Origin of the sequence: Longimicrobium sp. (genome assembly GCF_048594345.1) — a bacterium.
Lineage (GTDB): Bacteria > Gemmatimonadota > Gemmatimonadetes > Longimicrobiales > Longimicrobiaceae > Longimicrobium.
Genome location: NZ_JBMDXM010000237.1, coordinates 24,040 through 42,531 on the forward strand (window position 1 = coordinate 24,040; position 18,492 = coordinate 42,531).

At 71.8% G+C, this 18,492-nt stretch carries 13 protein-coding genes; all 13 read right to left on the minus strand.

Annotated features, from left to right (window positions below):
• Positions 1-326: 326 nt before the first annotated feature.
• Positions 327-2,252 (minus strand): asparagine synthase (glutamine-hydrolyzing), encoded by a 1,926-nt coding sequence (gene asnB / locus ACOJUJ_RS24495; RefSeq protein WP_420129553.1) that lies wholly within the window; start codon positions 2,250-2,252, stop codon positions 327-329.
• 162 nt (positions 2,253-2,414) lie between these two features.
• A complete protein-coding gene (wecB, locus tag ACOJUJ_RS24500; protein ID WP_420129554.1) occupies positions 2,415-3,524 on the minus strand; it encodes a non-hydrolyzing UDP-N-acetylglucosamine 2-epimerase in 1,110 nt (369 codons plus the stop codon).
• A gap of 930 nt (positions 3,525-4,454) precedes the next feature.
• Entirely contained in the window at positions 4,455-5,957 is a 1,503-nt protein-coding gene (locus ACOJUJ_RS24505) for a lipopolysaccharide biosynthesis protein (protein WP_420129555.1), read from the minus strand.
• Positions 5,954-7,888, minus strand: a complete 1,935-nt coding sequence (locus tag ACOJUJ_RS24510) for a hypothetical protein (protein WP_420129556.1) — start codon at positions 7,886-7,888, stop codon at positions 5,954-5,956. The genes ACOJUJ_RS24505 and ACOJUJ_RS24510 overlap by 4 nt, the downstream gene beginning before the upstream one ends.
• Positions 7,885-8,493 carry a GNAT family N-acetyltransferase gene (locus ACOJUJ_RS24515; protein WP_420129557.1) on the minus strand — a complete coding sequence of 203 codons (609 nt, stop codon included), beginning with the start codon at positions 8,491-8,493 and terminating at the stop codon, positions 7,885-7,887. Before ACOJUJ_RS24515 ends, ACOJUJ_RS24510 begins: the two co-directional genes overlap by 4 nt.
• The gene (locus ACOJUJ_RS24520) at positions 8,490-9,689 is read right to left on the minus strand and encodes a DegT/DnrJ/EryC1/StrS family aminotransferase (RefSeq protein WP_420129558.1); all 1,200 of its coding nucleotides are present in this window, start codon (positions 9,687-9,689) and stop codon (positions 8,490-8,492) included. The genes ACOJUJ_RS24515 and ACOJUJ_RS24520 overlap by 4 nt, the downstream gene beginning before the upstream one ends.
• Positions 9,686-10,633: a polysaccharide deacetylase family protein gene (locus ACOJUJ_RS24525; protein WP_420129559.1), complete on the minus strand. Its 948-nt coding sequence runs from the start codon at positions 10,631-10,633 to the stop codon at positions 9,686-9,688. Before ACOJUJ_RS24525 ends, ACOJUJ_RS24520 begins: the two co-directional genes overlap by 4 nt.
• Positions 10,630-12,261 carry a hypothetical protein gene (locus tag ACOJUJ_RS24530; RefSeq protein WP_420129560.1) on the minus strand — a complete coding sequence of 544 codons (1,632 nt, stop codon included), beginning with the start codon at positions 12,259-12,261 and terminating at the stop codon, positions 10,630-10,632. Before ACOJUJ_RS24530 ends, ACOJUJ_RS24525 begins: the two co-directional genes overlap by 4 nt.
• Positions 12,248-14,152 carry an asparagine synthase (glutamine-hydrolyzing) gene (asnB, locus tag ACOJUJ_RS24535; protein WP_420129561.1) on the minus strand — a complete coding sequence of 635 codons (1,905 nt, stop codon included), beginning with the start codon at positions 14,150-14,152 and terminating at the stop codon, positions 12,248-12,250. The genes ACOJUJ_RS24530 and asnB (ACOJUJ_RS24535) overlap by 14 nt, the downstream gene beginning before the upstream one ends.
• A gap of 22 nt (positions 14,153-14,174) precedes the next feature.
• Positions 14,175-15,035 carry a glycosyltransferase gene (locus ACOJUJ_RS24540; RefSeq protein ID WP_420129562.1) on the minus strand — a complete coding sequence of 287 codons (861 nt, stop codon included), beginning with the start codon at positions 15,033-15,035 and terminating at the stop codon, positions 14,175-14,177.
• 50 nt (positions 15,036-15,085) lie between these two features.
• Positions 15,086-15,685, minus strand: coding sequence for an acyltransferase (locus ACOJUJ_RS24545; protein ID WP_420129563.1), 600 nt, complete (start codon positions 15,683-15,685; stop codon positions 15,086-15,088).
• 599 nt (positions 15,686-16,284) lie between these two features.
• The gene (locus ACOJUJ_RS24550; protein ID WP_420129564.1) at positions 16,285-17,340 is read right to left on the minus strand and encodes a Gfo/Idh/MocA family protein; all 1,056 of its coding nucleotides are present in this window, start codon (positions 17,338-17,340) and stop codon (positions 16,285-16,287) included.
• Between the two features lie 16 nt (positions 17,341-17,356).
• Positions 17,357-18,490: a DegT/DnrJ/EryC1/StrS family aminotransferase gene (locus tag ACOJUJ_RS24555; RefSeq protein WP_420129565.1), complete on the minus strand. Its 1,134-nt coding sequence runs from the start codon at positions 18,488-18,490 to the stop codon at positions 17,357-17,359.
• Positions 18,491-18,492: the final 2 nt, after the last annotated feature.

Here is an 18,492-nt window from a genome sequence, read left to right on the forward strand (position 1 = left end):
GTATCCCGCTCATCGCCGCCGGAGCCGGTCCTCCGCGGCGTCGCAACCGTCCGCATGCCGCCGGCGCGCACGCCGTCGCCCGTCACACCACAGGAAATCGACGGCGCAGACCTTCAACGACACCCCCTGAACGGAGAGGACCGTCCGCGGGATTCACCCGCCGGACGGGCCACGAGCCGCCGCGAGCCGATTCCCGGGCCGGCGCCGGAGTCCGTGCCGGCGTACGGGACTGCGCGCGCCCCCTTCGTGGTGACGGAAGGGGGCTGCACGGCCACGCGCGCACCGCGGACCGGCGCCGAAGCGGCGGCCGGTTCCGTGGAACTCGATCAGTCGAACGTGACGCCGTGGACCTGGGACCAGCGGACCAGGTTGATCCACCGCCACAGGCGCGGGTCCAGCCCGCCGGTGCCGCCGCGTGCCTGCTCCCACGTGGCGCGTACGGCGCCGGCGTCGAGGACGGGGACGGCACGCAGGGCGTCGGGGCTGAGGACGCCGTCCACCCACCCCCGCAGCGACTCCAGCCAGCGCGCCTCGGGCGTGGCGAACCCCACCTTGTCGCGCCGGTCCAGGATGGCGTCGGGGACGATCCCCCGCATGGCACGGCGAAAGACGGACTTGGTGACCCCGCGCCCGTCGATCAGGTACTCTTCGGGGAGCGAGAAGATGAACTCCGCCAAGCGCGTGGTGAGGAACGGCACCCGGCTCTCGATGGAGTGCGCCATGGAGTTGCGGTCCTCGTAGCGCAGCAGCGCGGGAAGCCCGTAGCGCATGGAATGCAGCAGGTTTCCCCGCAGCATCCCGCGCCCGCGCGGCACGTCGGGAACGCCCCCCTCGCCGGTGCGCTCCGCCAGCCAGCGCCGGTCCAGCCCCACCGTCTGCTGCCGCGTGTGCGAGCGTGAGACGCGGCGCGCCAGCGGGCGCAGCCGCTCGGGGACGGCCATCCCCGCCGCGCTCAGCAGCAGCGCGCGCGCCGGCACGTGGGAAAGGCGGGCCGAGTGCCGCACCAGGCTGGCCGCGCCCAGCAGCCGCCCTCCGCTCACCAGCGATCCCACGCGGGCCAGCAGAAAGGGCCAGTAGCCGGCCAGCATCTCGTCCGCGCCCTGCCCGTCCAGCATCACCTTGATCCCCGCCTCGCGCGCCAGGCGAAACACCCGCTGCTGCGCGTAGATGCTGGTGCTGGCGAACGGCTCGTCCTGCGTGCGGATGAGCGCGTCCAGCTCCTGCGCCAGCTCGCCCGGCCGCGGCGTTACCTTGTGCGCCACCGTCCCGGCCGCGGCGTGCGCCACGTCGGCCCAGCGCTCCTCGCTGACCGCGGCGTCGTCGGCCACGAAGGTAAAGGTGTGCAGATCTACCCGCGGCTCCACGTGGCGCATGGCGGCCACGATGGCGGAGGAGTCGATGCCGCCGGAGAGCGCCGCGCCCACGGGGACGTCGCTGCGCAGGTGCAGCCGCACGCTGTCCAGAAACAGGTCGCGCAGCCGCTGCGCCGCCGCGTCGAAGGAAAGCTCCGCGCGGGCGCCGGGGTCCAGCCGCCAGTACGGGCGCGGGCGCGGCTCCACCGGCCCGTCCACCGGCAGCTCCACCCAGTGCGCGGCGGGAAGCTGGTTCACCCCGGCGAACATCGTCTCGCCGCCAAAGTCCGTGCCCCCGCCGCGCAGGTACTCGTGCACGCGCGCGGCGCGGGCGCCGCGGCCCACACCGGGAAGCTCCAGCAGCGCCTTGATCTCGGACGAAAAGGCGAAGCCGCCCGCCCACCGCGCGTGGTACAGCGGCTTGATGCCGAACGGGTCGCGCGCCAGAAACACGCGCCGCGCCCGCACGTCCAGCAGCGCAAAGGCGAACATCCCCGTAAGCCGCGGCAGCACGTCCGGCCCCCACCGGGCCCACCCCTGCAGCAGCACCTCGGTGTCGCTGTGGGAGCGGAAGACGTGCCCCGCCGCCTCCAGCTCCGCCCGCAGCTCCACGAAGTTGTAGATCTCCCCGTTGAAGACCAGCGACCAGCGGCCGTCCGGCGTGGTCATGGGCTGCCAGCCGGCCTCGCTCAGGTCCAGGATGGAGAGCCGCCGGTGCGCCAGCACCACCCGGCTGCCGCCCAGCGTCCCCGCGTCGCGGGTCAGCCGTACGGGGCCGTCGCCGTCCCACCCCAGCGCGCCGTGGTCGTCGGGGCCCCGGTGGCGCAGCGTGGTGAGGGCGCGCGCGGCCAGGCACGGGTCCACCGGCGCATCGCCCCACAGGCCGAAGATTCCGCACATCAGCCGGCCCCCCTGCCCGCCGTGATCCCCCTCCGTCCAGACGTTCCGCTCAACTCCCGCTCCGGGTAGGCTGCAAAGACAACGGCTGCGTGGTGCGCAGCCGTCCGGGTACACGGTCGATTCCGTTTGGTGCCGCGCGCGGGGAGGAATTTACCCCGCGGCTCACTCCGCGCAACCGGCGGCGCCGCAGAAACGCGCCAGAATGTGCGCTACCTTGACGGCCGCGGTGCCGTCGCCGTACAGCTGCCCCGTGCGCCCGCGGGTGCCCAGCGCGCCGCGCACCGCGTCCGCAACCGCGCCGGCGTCCGTGGGCGGGGCCAGGCGGTTCCACCCCGCCTCCAGCAGCTCCACCCATTCCGTCTCGTCGCGCAGCGTCACGCAGGGAACGCCGAAGAAGTACGCCTCCTTCTGCACGCCGCCGGAGTCGGTGGCCACCAGCGCCGCGTCGCGCTCCAGCCGCACCATGTCCAGGTATCCCAGCGGCTCCACCACCCGCAGCCCCGGCGCATCCACCGCCAGCCCCTGGTCGCGCAGGGCGCCGCGGGTGCGGGGATGCAGGGGAAGGATCACGGGGAGCTCCGCCGCCACGCGCGACAGTCCCTCCACGATGGCCCGCAGCCGGGCGGGGTGGTCCGTGTTCTCCGCGCGGTGCACGGTGGCGAGCACGTAGCGGCCGGGCTCCAGCCCCAGGTCACCCAGCACGGTGCTTTCCCGCTCCGCCCGCTCGGCAAAGTGCAGCGCGGCATCGTACATCACGTCGCCCACGCGGTGCACGCGCCCGGCGGGGATCCCCTCGCGCGCCAGGTGCCCCTCCGCCACCTCGGTGGGGGCAAAGAGCAGCTCGGAGGTGTGGTCCGTCAGCACGCGGTTCACCTCTTCCGGCATCCGCCGGTTGAAGGAGCGCAGTCCGGCCTCCACGTGCGCCACGGGAACGTGCAGCTTGGCCGCCGCCAGCGCGCCGGCGAGGGTGGAGTTGGTGTCGCCGTACACCAGCAGCCAGTCCGGCCGCACCTCCTGCAGCACCCGCTCCACGCCTTCCAGCATCCGGGCCGTCTGCACCCCGTGCGACCCGCCGCTCACGCCCAGGTGGTGGTCGGGGACGGGAAGCCCCAGCTCGTGGAAGAAAACGTCGGACATATTGGCGTCGAAGTGCTGGCCCGTGTGCACCAGCACCTCGCGCACCCCGGTTTCCACCAGCGCCCGCGACACCACGCCCGCCTTGACGAACTGCGGCCGCGCCCCCACCACCGTAACGATCGTGCCCGTCCCCATCGATATCCCTTCACCGGGAAAAGCCCCGGACGTTCGTATCCCCTGCATCGCGGAAAACGGCTCCCCGCGCGCGGCGGGAATCTACAGCCGGCGCGCGCGCGTGCAACCGGCCGGCTCCTCCGCGATCCGCCGAGGAATAAGCCTCACACGGAGTCAACGGAGTTTTCTCGTGCCGCTCCCAGCGCTTTCGTGCGCATTTCGCGTTGGGCGCCAGGCAACGTACGCCGTCAGGGTACGTCGAGGCGGCGGGGCGCTCCAGACTTGTGGCAGGGCGTCGGGAACGGGAGAGGGATGGAAGCGCGGCAGGGGGCCATGAGAATTTTTTTGGGGCTACCCTATCCCGCCACTACAGCTCACCCCGTCAGACGGTACGCAACAGAATGGGTACAGAGGAACGGAGAACAGCCAGAGGAACAGAGGAATCGTGCCTCTGAGCTGCATTCAGGATTCGGTATGGATGATGTGATCAATATGAGATGATATGAGATGCGGATCGGCGGATGATCTCCGGAGCGCACGGGAACCGGAAGTCCGGATCACCCGTTGCGCGATCAGGAGAACCGTCCCCTCCTCCACGGCCAGGGACAAACGAGAGGACGCGGATGATGCCATCGTCCGCGTCCTTTCGATATCTTCGCCCGATCGAGTCCCGGGTACCTGAGAGGGTGCCGCCAAGCCGTCCACAACCCCTGATTTCCGGAGGGAGGCGCCGCTCCGCGATATGCTTTCATCGCAAGGGGTTGGCGCCGACCCAAGCAGTTTGTCCGCCTGACGGAGGGACTTGAACGGCTCCCGAGGGCTGGGCCTCGCGCGACCCGACAAAGATCCTTCGGTCGCGCGCAAGCTTCTGTGGTTACGAAAGCTACGAGCGTGCGCTCCCTCAGGATGACAGCGGACCTCCTGGGAGCAGGTGAGGTTTGGCAACACCTCTCAGGGCGCATCCACGTCCACGGCGACGCCGCCGGGGGTGGCGGGGGGGCCGGCGCGGCGGGCGCGGAAGCGCGCCGTGAGCTCCGCTACCTCGCCGCGAGGAATGGCGCCGACCAGCCAGAGGAGGGCGAGCATCAGCGGAAGCACGACGAGGGCCTTGGTCGCCAGGCTCACCCACAGCGGCTGCCCGGCCAGCAGCGTTCCCGCGACCGCCGCCGCCGTGAACACGGCCGCCATGCGGCCGATCCGCCTCCACGCGTACGGCACGGGATAGAGCGGCCCGACGCGCAGGTGCAGCACCGCCAGCCCCAGCAGACGCGCCGCCAGCGTGGCCAGCGCCGCGCCCATGGCACCCAGCAGCGGCACCAGCCCCAGCAGCAGCCCCACGTGCGCGACTGAAGTGGCCAGGCTGATGCCGCTCAGCTCCTTCGTCCGCTCCCGCACGAAAGCCCCGATCGCCACGATGTTGAAGGCCCCGCGAAGCACCAGCGCCGCCACGATCGGCGCCACCAGCACGTGCGCCGGGTAGTACCGCGGCGTCGTAAGCACCACTAGCGCGTCGTACGCGAACACGGCCAGCAGCGTCCCCGCCAGCCCCGCCAGCAGCAGGTACCAGGTCAGCGCGCGGGCGTAGGTGACCGGCGCATCCGGTTCCCGATGGATGGAGAGCGCGAAGGGGATCCAGGCCATGTCGATGGCCATGCTCACCAGCGTCACGAACGTGGCCACGCGCGTCGCCACGCCGAACAGCCCCACGTCCGTCAGCGTGGCGAAGCTCAGCAGGGCAAAGCGCTCCAGGTACACCACCAGCCAGAACGACAGGTTGCCCAGCACCAGCGGCGCGCCGTAGCGCACCATCCGCCGCGCCAGGTCCGCGTCGCCCCGCGGCGTAAAGTCCCCGCGCGTCACCACCAGCCCCACCACCGCCAGCAGCCCCCGCGCCCACAGCTGCGCCAGCAGGATCCCCTCCACCCCCAGCCCCCGGTACAGCACGAACCAGGCGTTCAGCGCCACCGTCGTCAGCAGCAGCCCCAGCGAAAGGACGGCGTAGCGGCGAAAGGAAAAGCGCAGGCGCATTACCAGCATCTGCACCTGCGTCACCGCCTGCAGCGGCAGCGAGACGGCCGCCAGCAGCAGCAGGTACGACGCGCGGGGCACGTCCGGCAGCGCCACGGCCGCCATGGGCCCCCGCGCCAGCACCAGAAGCAGCGTCCCGGCCGCCACGGCGGCCGTCCAGGTGTAGAGCGCCGTGGCGGCCGCGCGGCGCCGGCCGCCGTCGTCCTCCGCCGCGTTGTAGTGAAAGGAAAGGGCCGAGTCCAGCCCCAGGTAGAACAGGCTGTAGGCCACCGCCACCAGCGTGTTCACCAGGTCAAAGCCGCCGTAGTCCGCCGGCGACAGCACGCGGGTGTACAGCGGGACCAGAAAGATGCCGATGAAGCGGTTGGCGGCGTCCAGAACCCCGTACACCAGCGAGTCGCGCCCCAGGCGCCCCAGCCGGCTCACGACAGCCACCGCGGGTGAAAGCGCAGCGTCACCGGCCCGTCCGCCTGCGCCCGTACCCGCATGAACGTCACCGCGCCGCCGGCGTGCGGCTCCGCCGCCACCTCCAGTGGCCGGCCGCCCTGCTCCGCCCGCATCCGCGGGTGCCAGGCGTAGCGCACCAGGTACGACGTATCGGCCCGGGCCTCCCACCGCAGCGCGTTCCCCTCCCGCTCCACCGCCGCGGGCGGCGACAGCACCCCCTCCCCCGCCGGCGCGCGCAGCAGCACCAGCGGCGCGGGGGGGAGCCGGAGCAGCTCCCGCGTCCGCGCGGGGAGGCCCGCGGGGTCCAGCACCCCCGCCCGCGCGAACCCCGCCGCCTCCAGCGCGCGGACGAACGCGGGCGTGTAGGCCAGTACGTGCGCCGCGCCCATCACCCGCGCCGTTTCCCGCAGCGCCTCCGCCGGGGTGTCCGCGCCAAAGCGCGCCATCACCTGGCCGTACAGGCGCGGCCAGTAGGCGCGGACGTATTCGTCGGGCGCGATCTCCACCCCCGCCGCCGGCAGCTCCTCGTCGCACAGCTGCATGAAGGTGCGGTATCCAGCCATGTCACGGTCGCCCGTGGCGGGCTCCAGCAGCACGCGCGTACCGGGGGAAAGCGCCGCCGCCAGTTCCCGCAGCGGCGCCCGCAGCTCGTCGCGGCCCACCGGGTCCAGCGCGGGAAAGGCGGCCAGCTGCCGGGTGGCGCGTACCGCGTCGTCCCACAGCCCGCCCCGCGAACCGGCCGGCTCGGGGAGGGGGTATCCCAGCACGCGGGGGTGGATGTACGCCAGCAGCAGCACCCCCGCCACGCTGCCCCAGGAGGGGTTCAGCGCGCTCATCCCCGCCAGCAGGGCCAGGTGCCACATCCAGAACGACTGGGGATCGTTGAGATAAAAGGCGCTCTGCCCGGCAAGGAAGATCCCCAGCACGGCGGCGCCGAACGCGGCGAACGGCCAGCCCAGCCCGCCCGCCCACACGACCAGCCCCAGCGCCCCCAGGTAGAACCCGGCGTAGACCAGAAAGCCCGGCGACCGCGCGCCCGCCAGCAGGCGGGCCACGGGACCGGCGCGCGAGCCGGACGCGTCGGACTGCTCGTGGGCCAGCGCGCCCATCAGCCCGCTGCGCAGAAAAGGGAGCAGCCGCACCGCCGTCTTCAGCAGCCCCGGCGCCATCCCCAGCGCCAGCAGGCCCACGCCCCCCGTGCCCGGCCAGAAGAGCAGAGCCAGCAGCACGCAGGTCACGCCGGCCAGAAAGGCGACGGCAAAGTTGCCCAGCGCCACAACCGTAAAGATCGCCCCCGCCAGCAGCCAGTCCCCACGCCACGCCGCCAGCACCAGCGGCACGATGAGCGCCCACCACAGGATCTCGGGCTTGCCGTAGTGCAGCTGCGCGCCCAGAAAAAGGGGGCTCGCCAGCAGCAGCACGGCCGCGGCCACGCCCGCCACCGGCGCCCCGGCCATGGCGTAGCCGCCGGCCACCAGGGCCATGAAGAGGAGGATGCTCACGGCCGCGTACGCGCGCGGGCCCAGCACGCCGTACGGTACGTACGTCCCCGCGTTGTTGTAGAAGCGCGGGTTCATCGGCAGGCCCAGGCCGTCGTCCCAGGCATAGCCGGCGCGGCCGCACGCCCGCTGGTCCGCGGCGATCTTGCGGTACCAGCCGCGAAAGCCGGCGTCGCGGTCGCCAAAGGCGTGAAACCCGCCGCCCGCGGAAACGCCGGGGGCCCGCAGCGCCCGCGCCACGCGCAGCAGCGTAAGCGGCGCCAGCGGCAGCAGCCAGGGACCCGCGTGCGTCCCGAACAGCAGCGCGGAAACGCCCCGCCGCCACCCGCGCGGGGCGGCCGCGGGGCGCGGCGGCGGCGCGGACGGCGCCGCGGAGGCGCGGGAGGGCGCATCGCCCACCGTTCCGCTCATCCGGAAAGCTCCGGGCTCACCAGCGTTACGTACTCCCTTCCGATCAGGCGAAAGCGGTCGCGCACCCGCCAGCCCAGCGAGGCGTACATCCCGATCACCCCCTCGTTGGCCGCCAGCGTCTTGGTGCGCAAGGCGCGCAGCCCGCGGGCGCGCACGTGCTCCGCGGCCGCGGCCACCAGCCGCTTTCCCACGCCCCCGCCGCGCGACCGCGCGTCTACCGCAATGAAGACGATCTCCCCCGGCAGCGGGTCCGGGCGGCCAAAGAGCGCCGTCCACGCCACCGCCGCGCTCTTGCGCAGGTGCAGCGGATTGCGCAGCGCCGCCCGCAGCGCGTACGCCGCCAGCGTCGCCGCGCGCCCCGACACCACGTCGCGGCTGAACGCCGCGCTGTCGTGCGCGGCGGTCACAAAGCCCAGGGGGCGCCCCGCCTCGTCCACCGCCACCCGCGTGGCCGCGTGCGCGGAGGCGAGCGCCGCCGGGTAGTAGACGCGCTCCAGAAAGCCGCGGCCCAGGGAGGGAAGAAAGTCGTCCGGCAGCGACTGGGCGTGGATGCGCGCCAGCTCCGGCACCCATTCCGGCCGGGCGGGGTGAATCGAAAGGGTCACGCGGCCATCACTTCGCGGACGACGGCGGCGGTCCGCTCCGCCTCGCGCGGGGTGATCGCCAGCGGCAGGTTGATGGTGGTTTCCGACAGCCGGGCCGCCACGGGAAAGTCCGCGGCGGCCGCCGCCCCGTCGCGGTCACGGTACGCCGGCATGTGGGGGATGCAGTACTCGATCAGCTGCCCCAGTTGCACGCCGCGGCGGCGGGCGCCCTCCAGCACCCGCGCGCGGTCGTCCACCCGCGGCACGTAGTGCGAGTACGTGGCGCCCGGCACCCGCGGGGGAAGGCGCAGCCCCGGCGTCCCCGCCAGCGCCGCGTCGTACAGCGCGGCGATGCGCCGGCGCCGCTCCACCAGCTCCCGGTAGCGCGCCACCTGCACCGCGCCCACGCGCCCCTCCAGCGCCGTCATCCCGTCCAGGTAGTCCGCGGGCATGGCGATCACCCCCTCGTCGTAGTACTTGACGAAGCGGTCCAGCACCCCCGAGCGCTCCAGCCGGTTCACCATCCCGTACACCGCCGGCTGAAACGCCGGATACACCGCGGCCAGGTACGCAAACCGCCGCAGCGACTTGCTCCACGCCGCGGGACGCACCCGCTCCGCCCGCAACGCCCGCAGCCGCTGGGCCAGCGCGGGCGAGTCGGTGGTCACCATCCCGCCAAAGACCGAGGTCATCAGCTTGCTGATGTTCAGCCCGAAGATGGCCGCGTCGCCCTCGCGCTGCACGGGGCGGCCCTTCCACTCCGCCGCGAACGAGTGCGCGCAGTCCTGGACGACGCGCATCCGCGGGTACCGTTCGCGCAGGTCGTCCAGCCGGTCCAGGTCTACCGGGTAGCCGAAGATGGAGGTGGCCACCAGCGCCCCGGCACCGCCGCGCTCCAGCGCCCGCGCGGCCAGCTCCAGGTCCATGTTGAAGTCGTCGTCGCGGCTGTCCACGAACGCCGGCTCGTTGCCGCTCTTCACCACCGCGTGCGGCACCACCACGCAGGTGTAGGCCGGGCACAGCACCCGCGCGCCGCGCAGCTCCAGCGCCTCCAGCAGCAGCGCCAGCCCCGTGCGCCCGTACGGGAACGCCACGGCGTGGCGCTGCCCCATCTCGGCCGCGAACGCCGCCTCGAACTCCGCGATCCCCCCGCGCCAGGGCGAAAGCGCCGCCACCAGCTCGCGGGCGCCCAGCAGGGGCTTGAGCCGGGGGATCACGGCACCCTTTCCGCCCAGTCGCGCAGCGTCACGAACCGGTGGTCGGCGGCGATCAGGTCCATGGCCCGGCGAAACAGCTCCGTCTTTTCCGCCAGCGGCATCCCCAGCGCCTTCGGCACGTAGACGCCGTCGGACGGGTGCGGCACCTGGTCCGCCAGCTCGGGGTGGGCGTAGTCCACGAAGTCGGAAAGGTGGAACATGAACTGGATCGGCCGCCCCAGCGCGCGCAGCAGCCGGTAGCTCTGGCGAAACACGTCCATGCCCGTCGCCACCAGCCAGGTGGCGAAAAAGGGGAGCCGTGCGCCGGGAACCACGGTGATGGGAAACTCCACGATCCCCCCCCCGCCCCGCCGCCCCAGCGTGCGCGTCCCCGTGCGGTACGGCGCCGTGGGCGCCAGCATGTAGCGGGCGTGGCCCAGCGTGGTGCGGTCCGCCGCCGAGCGGCTGCTCATCGTCTTCCAGTGCAGGAACTTGAGCAGCGGCGTGAGCGTCGTGGGAAAGACGGAGGAGTCGTACAGGTACCCGCGGCGCTGAAGGATGGGGAGCGCGTCGTCGCCCACGTTCCACCCGGGCGAGCGAAAGCCCACCGGCCGCGCCCCCGTGACCGCCTGGCACACCTCCTCCATCCCCGCCAGCTCGCGCTCCTTCTCTTCCGCGGAAAGGAGCCGGAAGCCCTGCGCGTGCGTCATGGTGTGGCTGGCGATCTCGTGCCCCTGGGCCGCCACCGCGCGGATGGCGTCGTGGCTGGGCTCGTGCAGAAAGTCGTGCCCCACCATGAACAGGGTGGCGCGGGCGCCGTACGGCTCCAGGAAGCGGGAAAAGTTCTCCAGCCCCATCCGAAGCTCGGCCTTGGTGTAGCCGCCCGGGCGCCGGCACCCGATCCCCTTGTAGTTGGAGAGCAGGGTGTCGATGTCGCTGCTGACGGCCGCCAGCGGCGCGCTCATGCGGCCGCCTCCAGCCGCGCCTCGCCCGTGCGGGCCAGCGCCTCCACGTCCAGCGCGCGTGGGGCAAAAGCGGCCGCTGACAGCTCCGCGTGCTCAAAGTAGCGGGCCGAAGCCATGTGGATGCCCACGAACGGCACCCCGCACGCCAGCTCGCCCATCCGCGTTCCCCGCGGCGCGCGCACCACGTCGCTCACGCGCACGGCGTCTCCGTCGATCCGCACCGTCCGCCGCAGGGTGAGCGGTAGCGGCTTTCCCCCGCTGATCAGCAGGCGCACCAGGGCGCGCTTGACGGCGTTCCCCATCCCCACGCTGCGCATCACCGTAAGGTTCATGGGGCGCAGCACCAGGAACTGCGCCGGCGAGGGAAGCGCGCGCGGCATCTGCACGAACGGGGCGTCCACCACGATCTCCTCCGCCGTCGCGGACGCGTTGCCCGTCCCCGTCCCCTGCGTGGTCACAAAGCCGCCGGACGCGTCGCGTCCCGCGTAGCCGCCGTCGTTCACCAGCACCCGCCCGTCCGTCCGGTCGAACACCTTGACCACCCCCCCGTTGGACGCGCCCACCACCACGTAGCGCCGCGGCGTAGAGCGCACGTGGATCCCCGCGCGCACGAAGTCCGCCGCCCCCTCGCGGTCGCGGGGAAGCGGCGGCACCGCGTCCGGCAGCGCGGCCGCGTGCTCCAGCAGGAGCAGGTAGTTGGCGGAGAGCGGCGCCAGGTTGGCGATGTCCACGCCGTCCAGCGTCACCGTGCGCCCGCGTTCGATGGAGTCCGCCATGGCCCGCACCATCGCGGCCGCCGTCGCGTTGCCCCGGGCGGCCAGGAGCGCCAGGCCGCCGGGGTAAAAGACCCCCGTCCGCCGGCTGCCGTACTCGCCCCCAAAGCTGCCGTCCGGGTGCACGAACCAGGCAAGGAACGCCACGGCCCGGTCCAGCGCCTCCGCCAGCGCGGCGGAGGGGCGCACCTCCTGGAGCTGCGCCAGGTAGTACACGCACAGCGTCTGGTAGCCGGGGTCGGCCCCCAGGTATTCCAGGAACCACCCCTCGGGCGACTGGTGCTCCAGGATGGACGCCAGCAGCGCGTCCGCCCGCGCCCCGTACCGCGCGTCGCCCAACGCCGCGCCCGCGCGGGCCAGCGAGAGCGCCGCGCCCGCCAGGTGGTTGGCGATGTGCCCGTGCTCCTCGCCGTGCGCGCAAAGAAAGTCCGCCGCGCGCCGCAGCATCCGCTCCGCCGTTGCCGACGCCGTCGGGTCCAGCCCGTCGCGCACGGCCAGCCACCCCTCCAGCAGCGGATGGAGGAGAAAGGCCGCCGCGCCGAACGAGTGCTCGTGGGGAAAGGCCTGGTCCCACGAGCCGTCCGCGTGCTGCGCCCCGGCCGCGAAGGCCAGCCCCGCGCGCACGGACGCCGCGCACACCGCGCGCTCCGCCTGCGGCACCTCCGGCTGCCGCAGCTTCCAGGCGGAAAGCAGGACGTTGCGCTGAAAGGTGGCCTCGGCGTAGTCCACCAGCTTCCACGCCCAGAAGCGGCGGTCGAAGCACCCGTGGGCGGGGGCGTAGGGATCGCGGTTCTGTTCGCTCAGCGCGCGACGGCAGGCGCGCTCCACCTGCGCCCGGATCTCAGGCAGCCGCATCGCCGTCGAAAAAGGCGCGCATCCACAGCTCCAGCGACAGCAGCCCCCACATGGCGCGGCCGTACGAGCGCTCGCCGCTCAGCAGCGCCTCCACGCCGGCGGCGTCGATCAGCCCGCGCTGGCGCGCCCGCCCGTCCAGCAGCGCGTCGCGCACGAACTCGCGCACGGGGCCGCCCGCGTACCACTCCGTCAGCGGCACCGGAAAGCCCATCTTGTCCTTGCGGGCGAACACCGCCGGGGGGACGATGTGGCGCACCACCTGGCGAAACAGGTGCTTCGACCGCCCGCCCGCGTACTTGACCCGCGGCGGCACCGAGGCCACCAGCTCCGCGATGCGGTGGTCCAGCAGCGGCACCCGCGACTCCAGCGACACCGCCATGCTGGTGCGGTCCTCCACCTGCAGCAGCGCCGGCAGCAGCGTCTTGAGGTCGAAGCGCGTCATCCGGTTGATGAGCGAGCGGCACTGCCCCTCGGCAAACACCTCGCGGTACGCGTCCACCGGCCGGTATCCGCCGCTCCCCTGAAAGGCGTCCGGCGCCACCAGCCCCTGCAGCCCCGCGCTGCGGTCGATCAGCCGGTAGTAGCGCAGGTCGGCCGGCCCGAACAGCCCGTCCTGCCACAGGTACTTCAGCAGCGGCTGGTATCCCTGCAGCTCCGTCAGGTTGGGGAGGATGGACTCGAAGTCCACGACGTACTTCGCGTCCTCCTGCGTCCCCTCGATCCCCCCCTTGATGCACTCTTCCAGGTACGCGATCAGGTAGCGCGTGTACCCGCCAAACACCTCGTCCCCGCCCTGCCCGCCCAGCACCACCTTCACGTGCTCGCGCGCCAGCTTGGACACGAAGTACTGGGGAAACAGCCCGGGCCCGGCCACCGGCTCGTCCATGAAGTGCATCAGCGACGGCATGGCCTGCACAAAGTCGTGCGCGCCGGGAAACACCTCGTGGTACACGGCGCCCGCCTGCTCCGCCACCGTGCGGGCGTAGCGCGTTTCGTCGAACTGCGGGCCGTCGCGAAAGCCGCCGGTAAAGGTGTGCAGCGGACCCGGCAGCAGCCCCGCCGCCACGCAGCTCACCGTGGACGAGTCCAGTCCGCCGGACAGGTGCGCGCCCACGGGGACGTCGGCGCGCAGCTGGATGCGCACCGCGTCCTCCAGCAGCCGCAGCAGCTGGTGCTGCACCCCCTCTTCGGTCGCGTCCTCGTCGATGGTGTAGTCCAGGTCCCAGTACTTGCGCACCGAAACCTGTCCCCCGGCCGACACGGTGAGCGAGTGCCCGGGAAGCAGCTTGCGCACCCCGGAAAAGAGCGTCTTGTCGCCCAGGCAGAACTGAAAGGTCAGGTAGTCGGCCATCCCGTCGCGGTCCATCACCGGCCGCACCAGCCTGGAGGCGAACAGGGCCTTGATCTCCGACGCAAAGACGAACGCCCCGTCGGGCACCGCGTAGTAGAAGGGCTTTACGCCAAAGCGGTCGCGCGCGGCGAACAGGGTGCGCTGGCGCGAGTCCCAAATGGCGAAGGCGAACATCCCGTTCAGCCGGTGCACGCACTCCGGCCCCTCGTCCTCGAACAGGTGGAGGATGACCTCCGTGTCCGTGTGCGAGCGAAAGACGTGGCCGCGCCCCACCAGCATCTGGCGCAGCTCCGGGTAGTTGTAGATCTCGCCGTTGAAGGTGATCCAGTACCGCCCGTTCTCGTCCGTCATGGGCTGCCGGCCGCTCTCCGACAGGTCGATGATGGACAGCCGCCGGTGCCCCAGCGCCATCCCGCCGTCGAAGTGAAAGCCGTCGCCGTCAGGCCCGCGGTGGCGAAGGGCGTGCGCCATGGCGCGCACCGGGTGGTCCGCCGCCGGCCGTGCCCCGTCCACCTGATAGATGCCGCAGATTCCGCACATGCGCTGGGTATCGCCTTCCCCGTTACAGGCTGATGCGGCTGGCCGTGCGCATGCGCAGCGACCGCAGCCCGTAGCGTCCCAGCGCGCCGTCGCGGTCCTTGCGGTACAGCGCGCGCAGGCCGCGGTACTGGCTGCGCCAGCCGCCAAAGGGCCAGTGGTACAGCAGCCCCATCGTCAGGTAGCCCAGGGTGGTCACGCTGCTCACCATCTTGCTGGGGCTGGCCTTTTGGTCGTAGCGCAGCATGAACGGCACTTCGGCAAAGCGGCACCCCAGCAGGTGCAGCTTGACCACCGTTTCCAGGGTGCTGGTAAAGCCCAGCCCGCGCAGCTGCAGAAAGTTGCCGCCAAACACCCGCACCGCGTCCTGCAGCACCTGGCCGCGGTAGGCGCGGTAGCCGCAGGAGTAGTCCTTCAGGCCGGGGATGTTGAACACGGCCTTCATGAACAGGTTGGCCGCGCGGCTGATGAAGGCGCGGTAGCCGCTCACCCCCATCTGGCCGCCGCCGGGCTGAAAGCGCGACGTGCTCACCACGTCGTACCCTTCGGCCATCCGGTCCAGCAGCCGGGGAAGGAACTCCGGCTCGTGCGTGTCGTCGCAGTCCAGGCGCACCACCAGGTCGTCCGGCGCGCAGCGGGCGGCCACGTGCTCAAAGGCGTCGCGCTCCGTCTCACCCAGGCCGCGGTTGATGGCGTGTGTCACCACCGAGAGGGGATAGATGAGCGCGTACTCGCTCAGCAGCTCGCCCGTGGCGTCGGTGCTGCCGTCGTCCACCACCACCACGTGGTACCCGCCGGGGTGCCCGCCCAGCGCCGCCGCCAGCTTGGGAAGCAGCCGGGGAAGCGAGTCGGCCTCGTTGTACGCCGGAAGGATCACCCAGATCATCGTGCTCTCGACTCCGTTGATATTGAACTCCTTTGCCCCGCGCCCGCCGCTCACGCGGGGGACGCGTCCAGCCGGAGCGTCTCGCCGTGCAGAACGTACGTCCGGCCGCACTCCGCGCACGCCGCCCGCTCGCCTTCCGGCCGCAGGGTCACGCCGCACTGGCACACCCAGCCAATGCGCCGGGCGGGAACGCCCGCCATCAGCGCGTAGTCGGGCACGTCCTTCGTCACCACCGCGCCGGCGGCCACGAACGCCCACTCCCCCACGCTGCTCCCGCAGACGATGGTGGCGTTGGCGCCAATGCTGGCCCCGTAGCGCACCCGCGTTTCCGCGTAGTCCGCCGAGGTGTTGCGCGGAAAGGCGGAGCGGGGGGTGCGCACGTTGGTGAACACCATGCTGGGGCCGCAGAACACAAAGTCCTCCAGCACCACGCCCTCGTAGAGCGATACGTTGTTCTGGATCTTGACCCCGTTGCCCACGGTCACCCGGGGAGCGACAAAGACGTTCTGCCCCAGCGAGCAGCGCTCGCCCAGCTTCGATCCGGCGGAAACGTGGCTGAAGTGCCAGATCTTGGTCCCCGCGCCGATCTCCGCCTCTTCGTCCACCACCGCCGTCTCATGGGCGAACCACGCCCGCTCCGTCTCGCTCATCCTTCCGTTTTCTCCTGGCGCGTCTTTCGTCCCACGCCGATGCCGAGTTCCATCGGCATCCGCGCGTCGTATCTGTGTCCGGCGCGACCGGAGAGCTCACGGGATCGCGCAACGGGTAATCGGGGCCGCCGGATGTGTCACGCTCCGGCCGGCATCCGCGCTACCTCATACTCCGAAGGATTCACGTGCCCGGGCGCTTCATCCTCGGCGGCTGTCCAGCCTCCCCGGTTCATGGGGATAGGCGACAGGCGATGGGTACGAGCCCGGAGGGCCGCCGCGGACGCGGTCCGCCGCCGGTGGAGCCGTCCGTCCGCATGCCACCCCTGTCGAAAAAAACGCGGATGGCCCCCTGCCGCACCGAACCCCTCTGCCGACCCCACGCATCAGCCGGCCGATCCCTCCACCTGATGCGCGTCTTTGCCGCCGCCCGCGTCCCGCGCGGACGCCAGCCCGAATCACATCGGCCCGATCCGTACCTTCGTACCTTCGTACCTTCGTACCTTCGTACCTTCGTACCTTCGTACCTTCGTACCTTCGTACCTTCGTACCTTCGTACCTTCGTACCTTCGTACCTTCGTACCTTCGTACCGCTTCTGCCGTCAGTAATCCAGCGGCAGCGAAACCGTGCGCCCGTCACGGGCGGAAAGGTAGATGCCCACCAGCAGCTCCAGCGAGCGCAGCCCCTCGCGCCCGTCCGTCTCGGGCTGCGCCTGGCCGCGCAGCGTGCCGATCACGTTCTCGTAGTAGCGCGGGTGCCCAAAGCCGTACACCGAGGTGGTCTGGTAGCTGGCTTCCTGCACCAGCTGGTCGTCCTCGTGCGGCTCGGCAAACTCCCAGTGCTCCACCTCGTTGATCGCCACCCCGCCCAGCCGCACCGTCCCCTTTTCGCCGATCACGGTGATGGAGCCCTCCAGGTTGCGCGGGTAGGTGAGCATGGTCACGTTCAGCGACCCCAGCGCGCCCGAGCGCCAGCGCACGTTCACCACTCCGGTGTCCTCTACCTGGATGTTGCGCGCCAGCGTGGCCGTAAATGCGCTGATGCTCTCCACCGGGCCGATCAGCCAGTCCAGCAGGTCCACGTAGTGGCTGGCCTGGTTCATCAGCGCGCCGCCGTCGAACTCCCACGTCCCCCGCCACCGCGCGCTGTCGTAGTACGACTGCGGACGGTTCCAGAAGACGTTCACGTTCGCCATGTAGATGCGCCCGAAGCGGCCGCTGTCGATGGCGCGCTTCAGCAGCTGCACCGTGGCATTCTGCCGGTTCTGCTTGACGACGAACAGCCGCACCCCGGCCGCGTCGCACGCCTGCACCAGCCGCTGCCCGTCCTGCCAGCGGGTAGCCATCGGTTTTTCGCTGATGACGTGGCGGCCGGCCTGCGCCACCTGGATCCCCTGCTCGGCATGCATGCCGCTGGGGGTGCACAGCACCACCGCGTCCGCGTCCGACGCCTTCAGCAATTCCTCGATGCGGCGGTACGGGCGCGCGCCGGTGCGCTCCGCCGCCGCCTGCACCGCGGCGTCGTCGATGTCGCACACGGCCACCACCTCCACGTGTTCGCCGTGCGACGTGAGCGCCTCGAAGTGCTTTTCGGAGATGCGCCCGCACCCCACCACCGCGAACCGGATGCGGCGCCCCGTGATCGCGCCGTCCCCCATCATCATCGCCGACACGTCAGGCCCCCGCCGCGTAAAAGGCCTCGATCGCCTCCGCCACCCGCTCGCGCTCTTCCGGCGCCAGCTCCGGGTAGACGGGGATGGAAAGCACCTCCGCCGCCGCCCGCTCCGACTCGGGAAAGTCGCCCGCGCCGTAGCCCAGGTAGGCAAAGCAGGGCTGCAGGTGCAGCGGCACGGGGTAGTAGACCGCGCAGCCGATTCCCTGGCCCTGCAGGTGCGCGCGCAGCCCGTCGCGGTCGCGGACGCGCAACGTGTACTGGTTGTAGACGGACTCGTTCCCCTGCGGCACCAGCGGGCGGCGCAGCACGCCGGCCTCTTCCAGCGGGGCGAAGCGGGCGTCGTACCAGGCCGCGTTCTCGCGGCGCGCGGCGCTCCACCGGTCCAGGTAGGGGAGCTTGGCCAGCAGGATGGCCGCCTGCAGGGTGTCCAGGCGCGAGTTGAAGCCCACCTCGTCGTGGTGGTACATCTTGACCCCGCCGTGCGTGCGCAGCCGGCGGATGCGCTCCGCGTAGGCGTCGTCGTCCGTCACCAGCATCCCGCCGTCGCCGTAGCCGCCCAGGTTCTTGGAGGGGAAGAAGGAAAAGGTGGTGGCGTCGCCCAGCTGTCCCGTGGCCTTCCACTCCCCGTCCACCACCTGCCGCGCGCCGATGGACTGCGCCGAATCCTCCAGCAGAAAAACGCCGTGCCGCCGCGCCGTCTCGCGCAGCGGCTGCATCTGCGCCATCAGGCCGAACAGGTGCACGGGGACGATGGCGCGGGTGCGCGGCGTGATCGCGCGCTCCACCGCCGCCGGGTCCAGGTTCATCGTCACCGGGTCGATGTCGACGAACACCGCGCGCCCCCCCGCGTTGTGGATGGTCCCCGCCGTGGCGAAGAAGGTGAACGGGGTGGTGATCACCTCGTCCCCCGGCTGCAGGTCCAGCGCGCGCAGCGCCAGCAGCAGCGCGTCCGTCCCCGAGGCCAGGCCCACGGCGTGCTTCACGCCGGCGTACTTCGCCACCGCCGCCTCGAACTCCTGCACGATGGGGCCAAGGATGAAGCTCTGCTCCTTGAGCACGCGGTCAATCTGCACGCGCACGTCGGTTTCCACCTGCTCGAACTGCCGCTTCAGGTCCAGCAATGCAACGGACACCC

What these genes read in the sequence shown, in the direction of transcription:
- asnB (WP_420129553.1), bottom strand. Translation starts at nt 2,252, where the DNA reads ATGTGCGGAATCTTCGGCCTGTGGGGCGATGCGCCGGTGGACCCGTGC.
- wecB (WP_420129554.1), bottom strand. Translation starts at nt 3,524, where the DNA reads ATGGGGACGGGCACGATCGTTACGGTGGTGGGGGCGCGGCCGCAGTTC.
- ACOJUJ_RS24510 (WP_420129556.1), bottom strand. Translation starts at nt 7,888, where the DNA reads ATGAGCGGAACGGTGGGCGATGCGCCCTCCCGCGCCTCCGCGGCGCCG.
- ACOJUJ_RS24525 (WP_420129559.1), bottom strand. Translation starts at nt 10,633, where the DNA reads ATGAGCGCGCCGCTGGCGGCCGTCAGCAGCGACATCGACACCCTGCTC.
- ACOJUJ_RS24530 (WP_420129560.1), bottom strand. Translation starts at nt 12,261, where the DNA reads ATGCGGCTGCCTGAGATCCGGGCGCAGGTGGAGCGCGCCTGCCGTCGC.
- asnB (WP_420129561.1), bottom strand. Translation starts at nt 14,152, where the DNA reads ATGTGCGGAATCTGCGGCATCTATCAGGTGGACGGGGCACGGCCGGCG.
- ACOJUJ_RS24540 (WP_420129562.1), bottom strand. Translation starts at nt 15,035, where the DNA reads ATGATCTGGGTGATCCTTCCGGCGTACAACGAGGCCGACTCGCTTCCC.
- ACOJUJ_RS24545 (WP_420129563.1), bottom strand. Translation starts at nt 15,685, where the DNA reads ATGAGCGAGACGGAGCGGGCGTGGTTCGCCCATGAGACGGCGGTGGTG.
- ACOJUJ_RS24550 (WP_420129564.1), bottom strand. Translation starts at nt 17,340, where the DNA reads ATGGGGGACGGCGCGATCACGGGGCGCCGCATCCGGTTCGCGGTGGTG.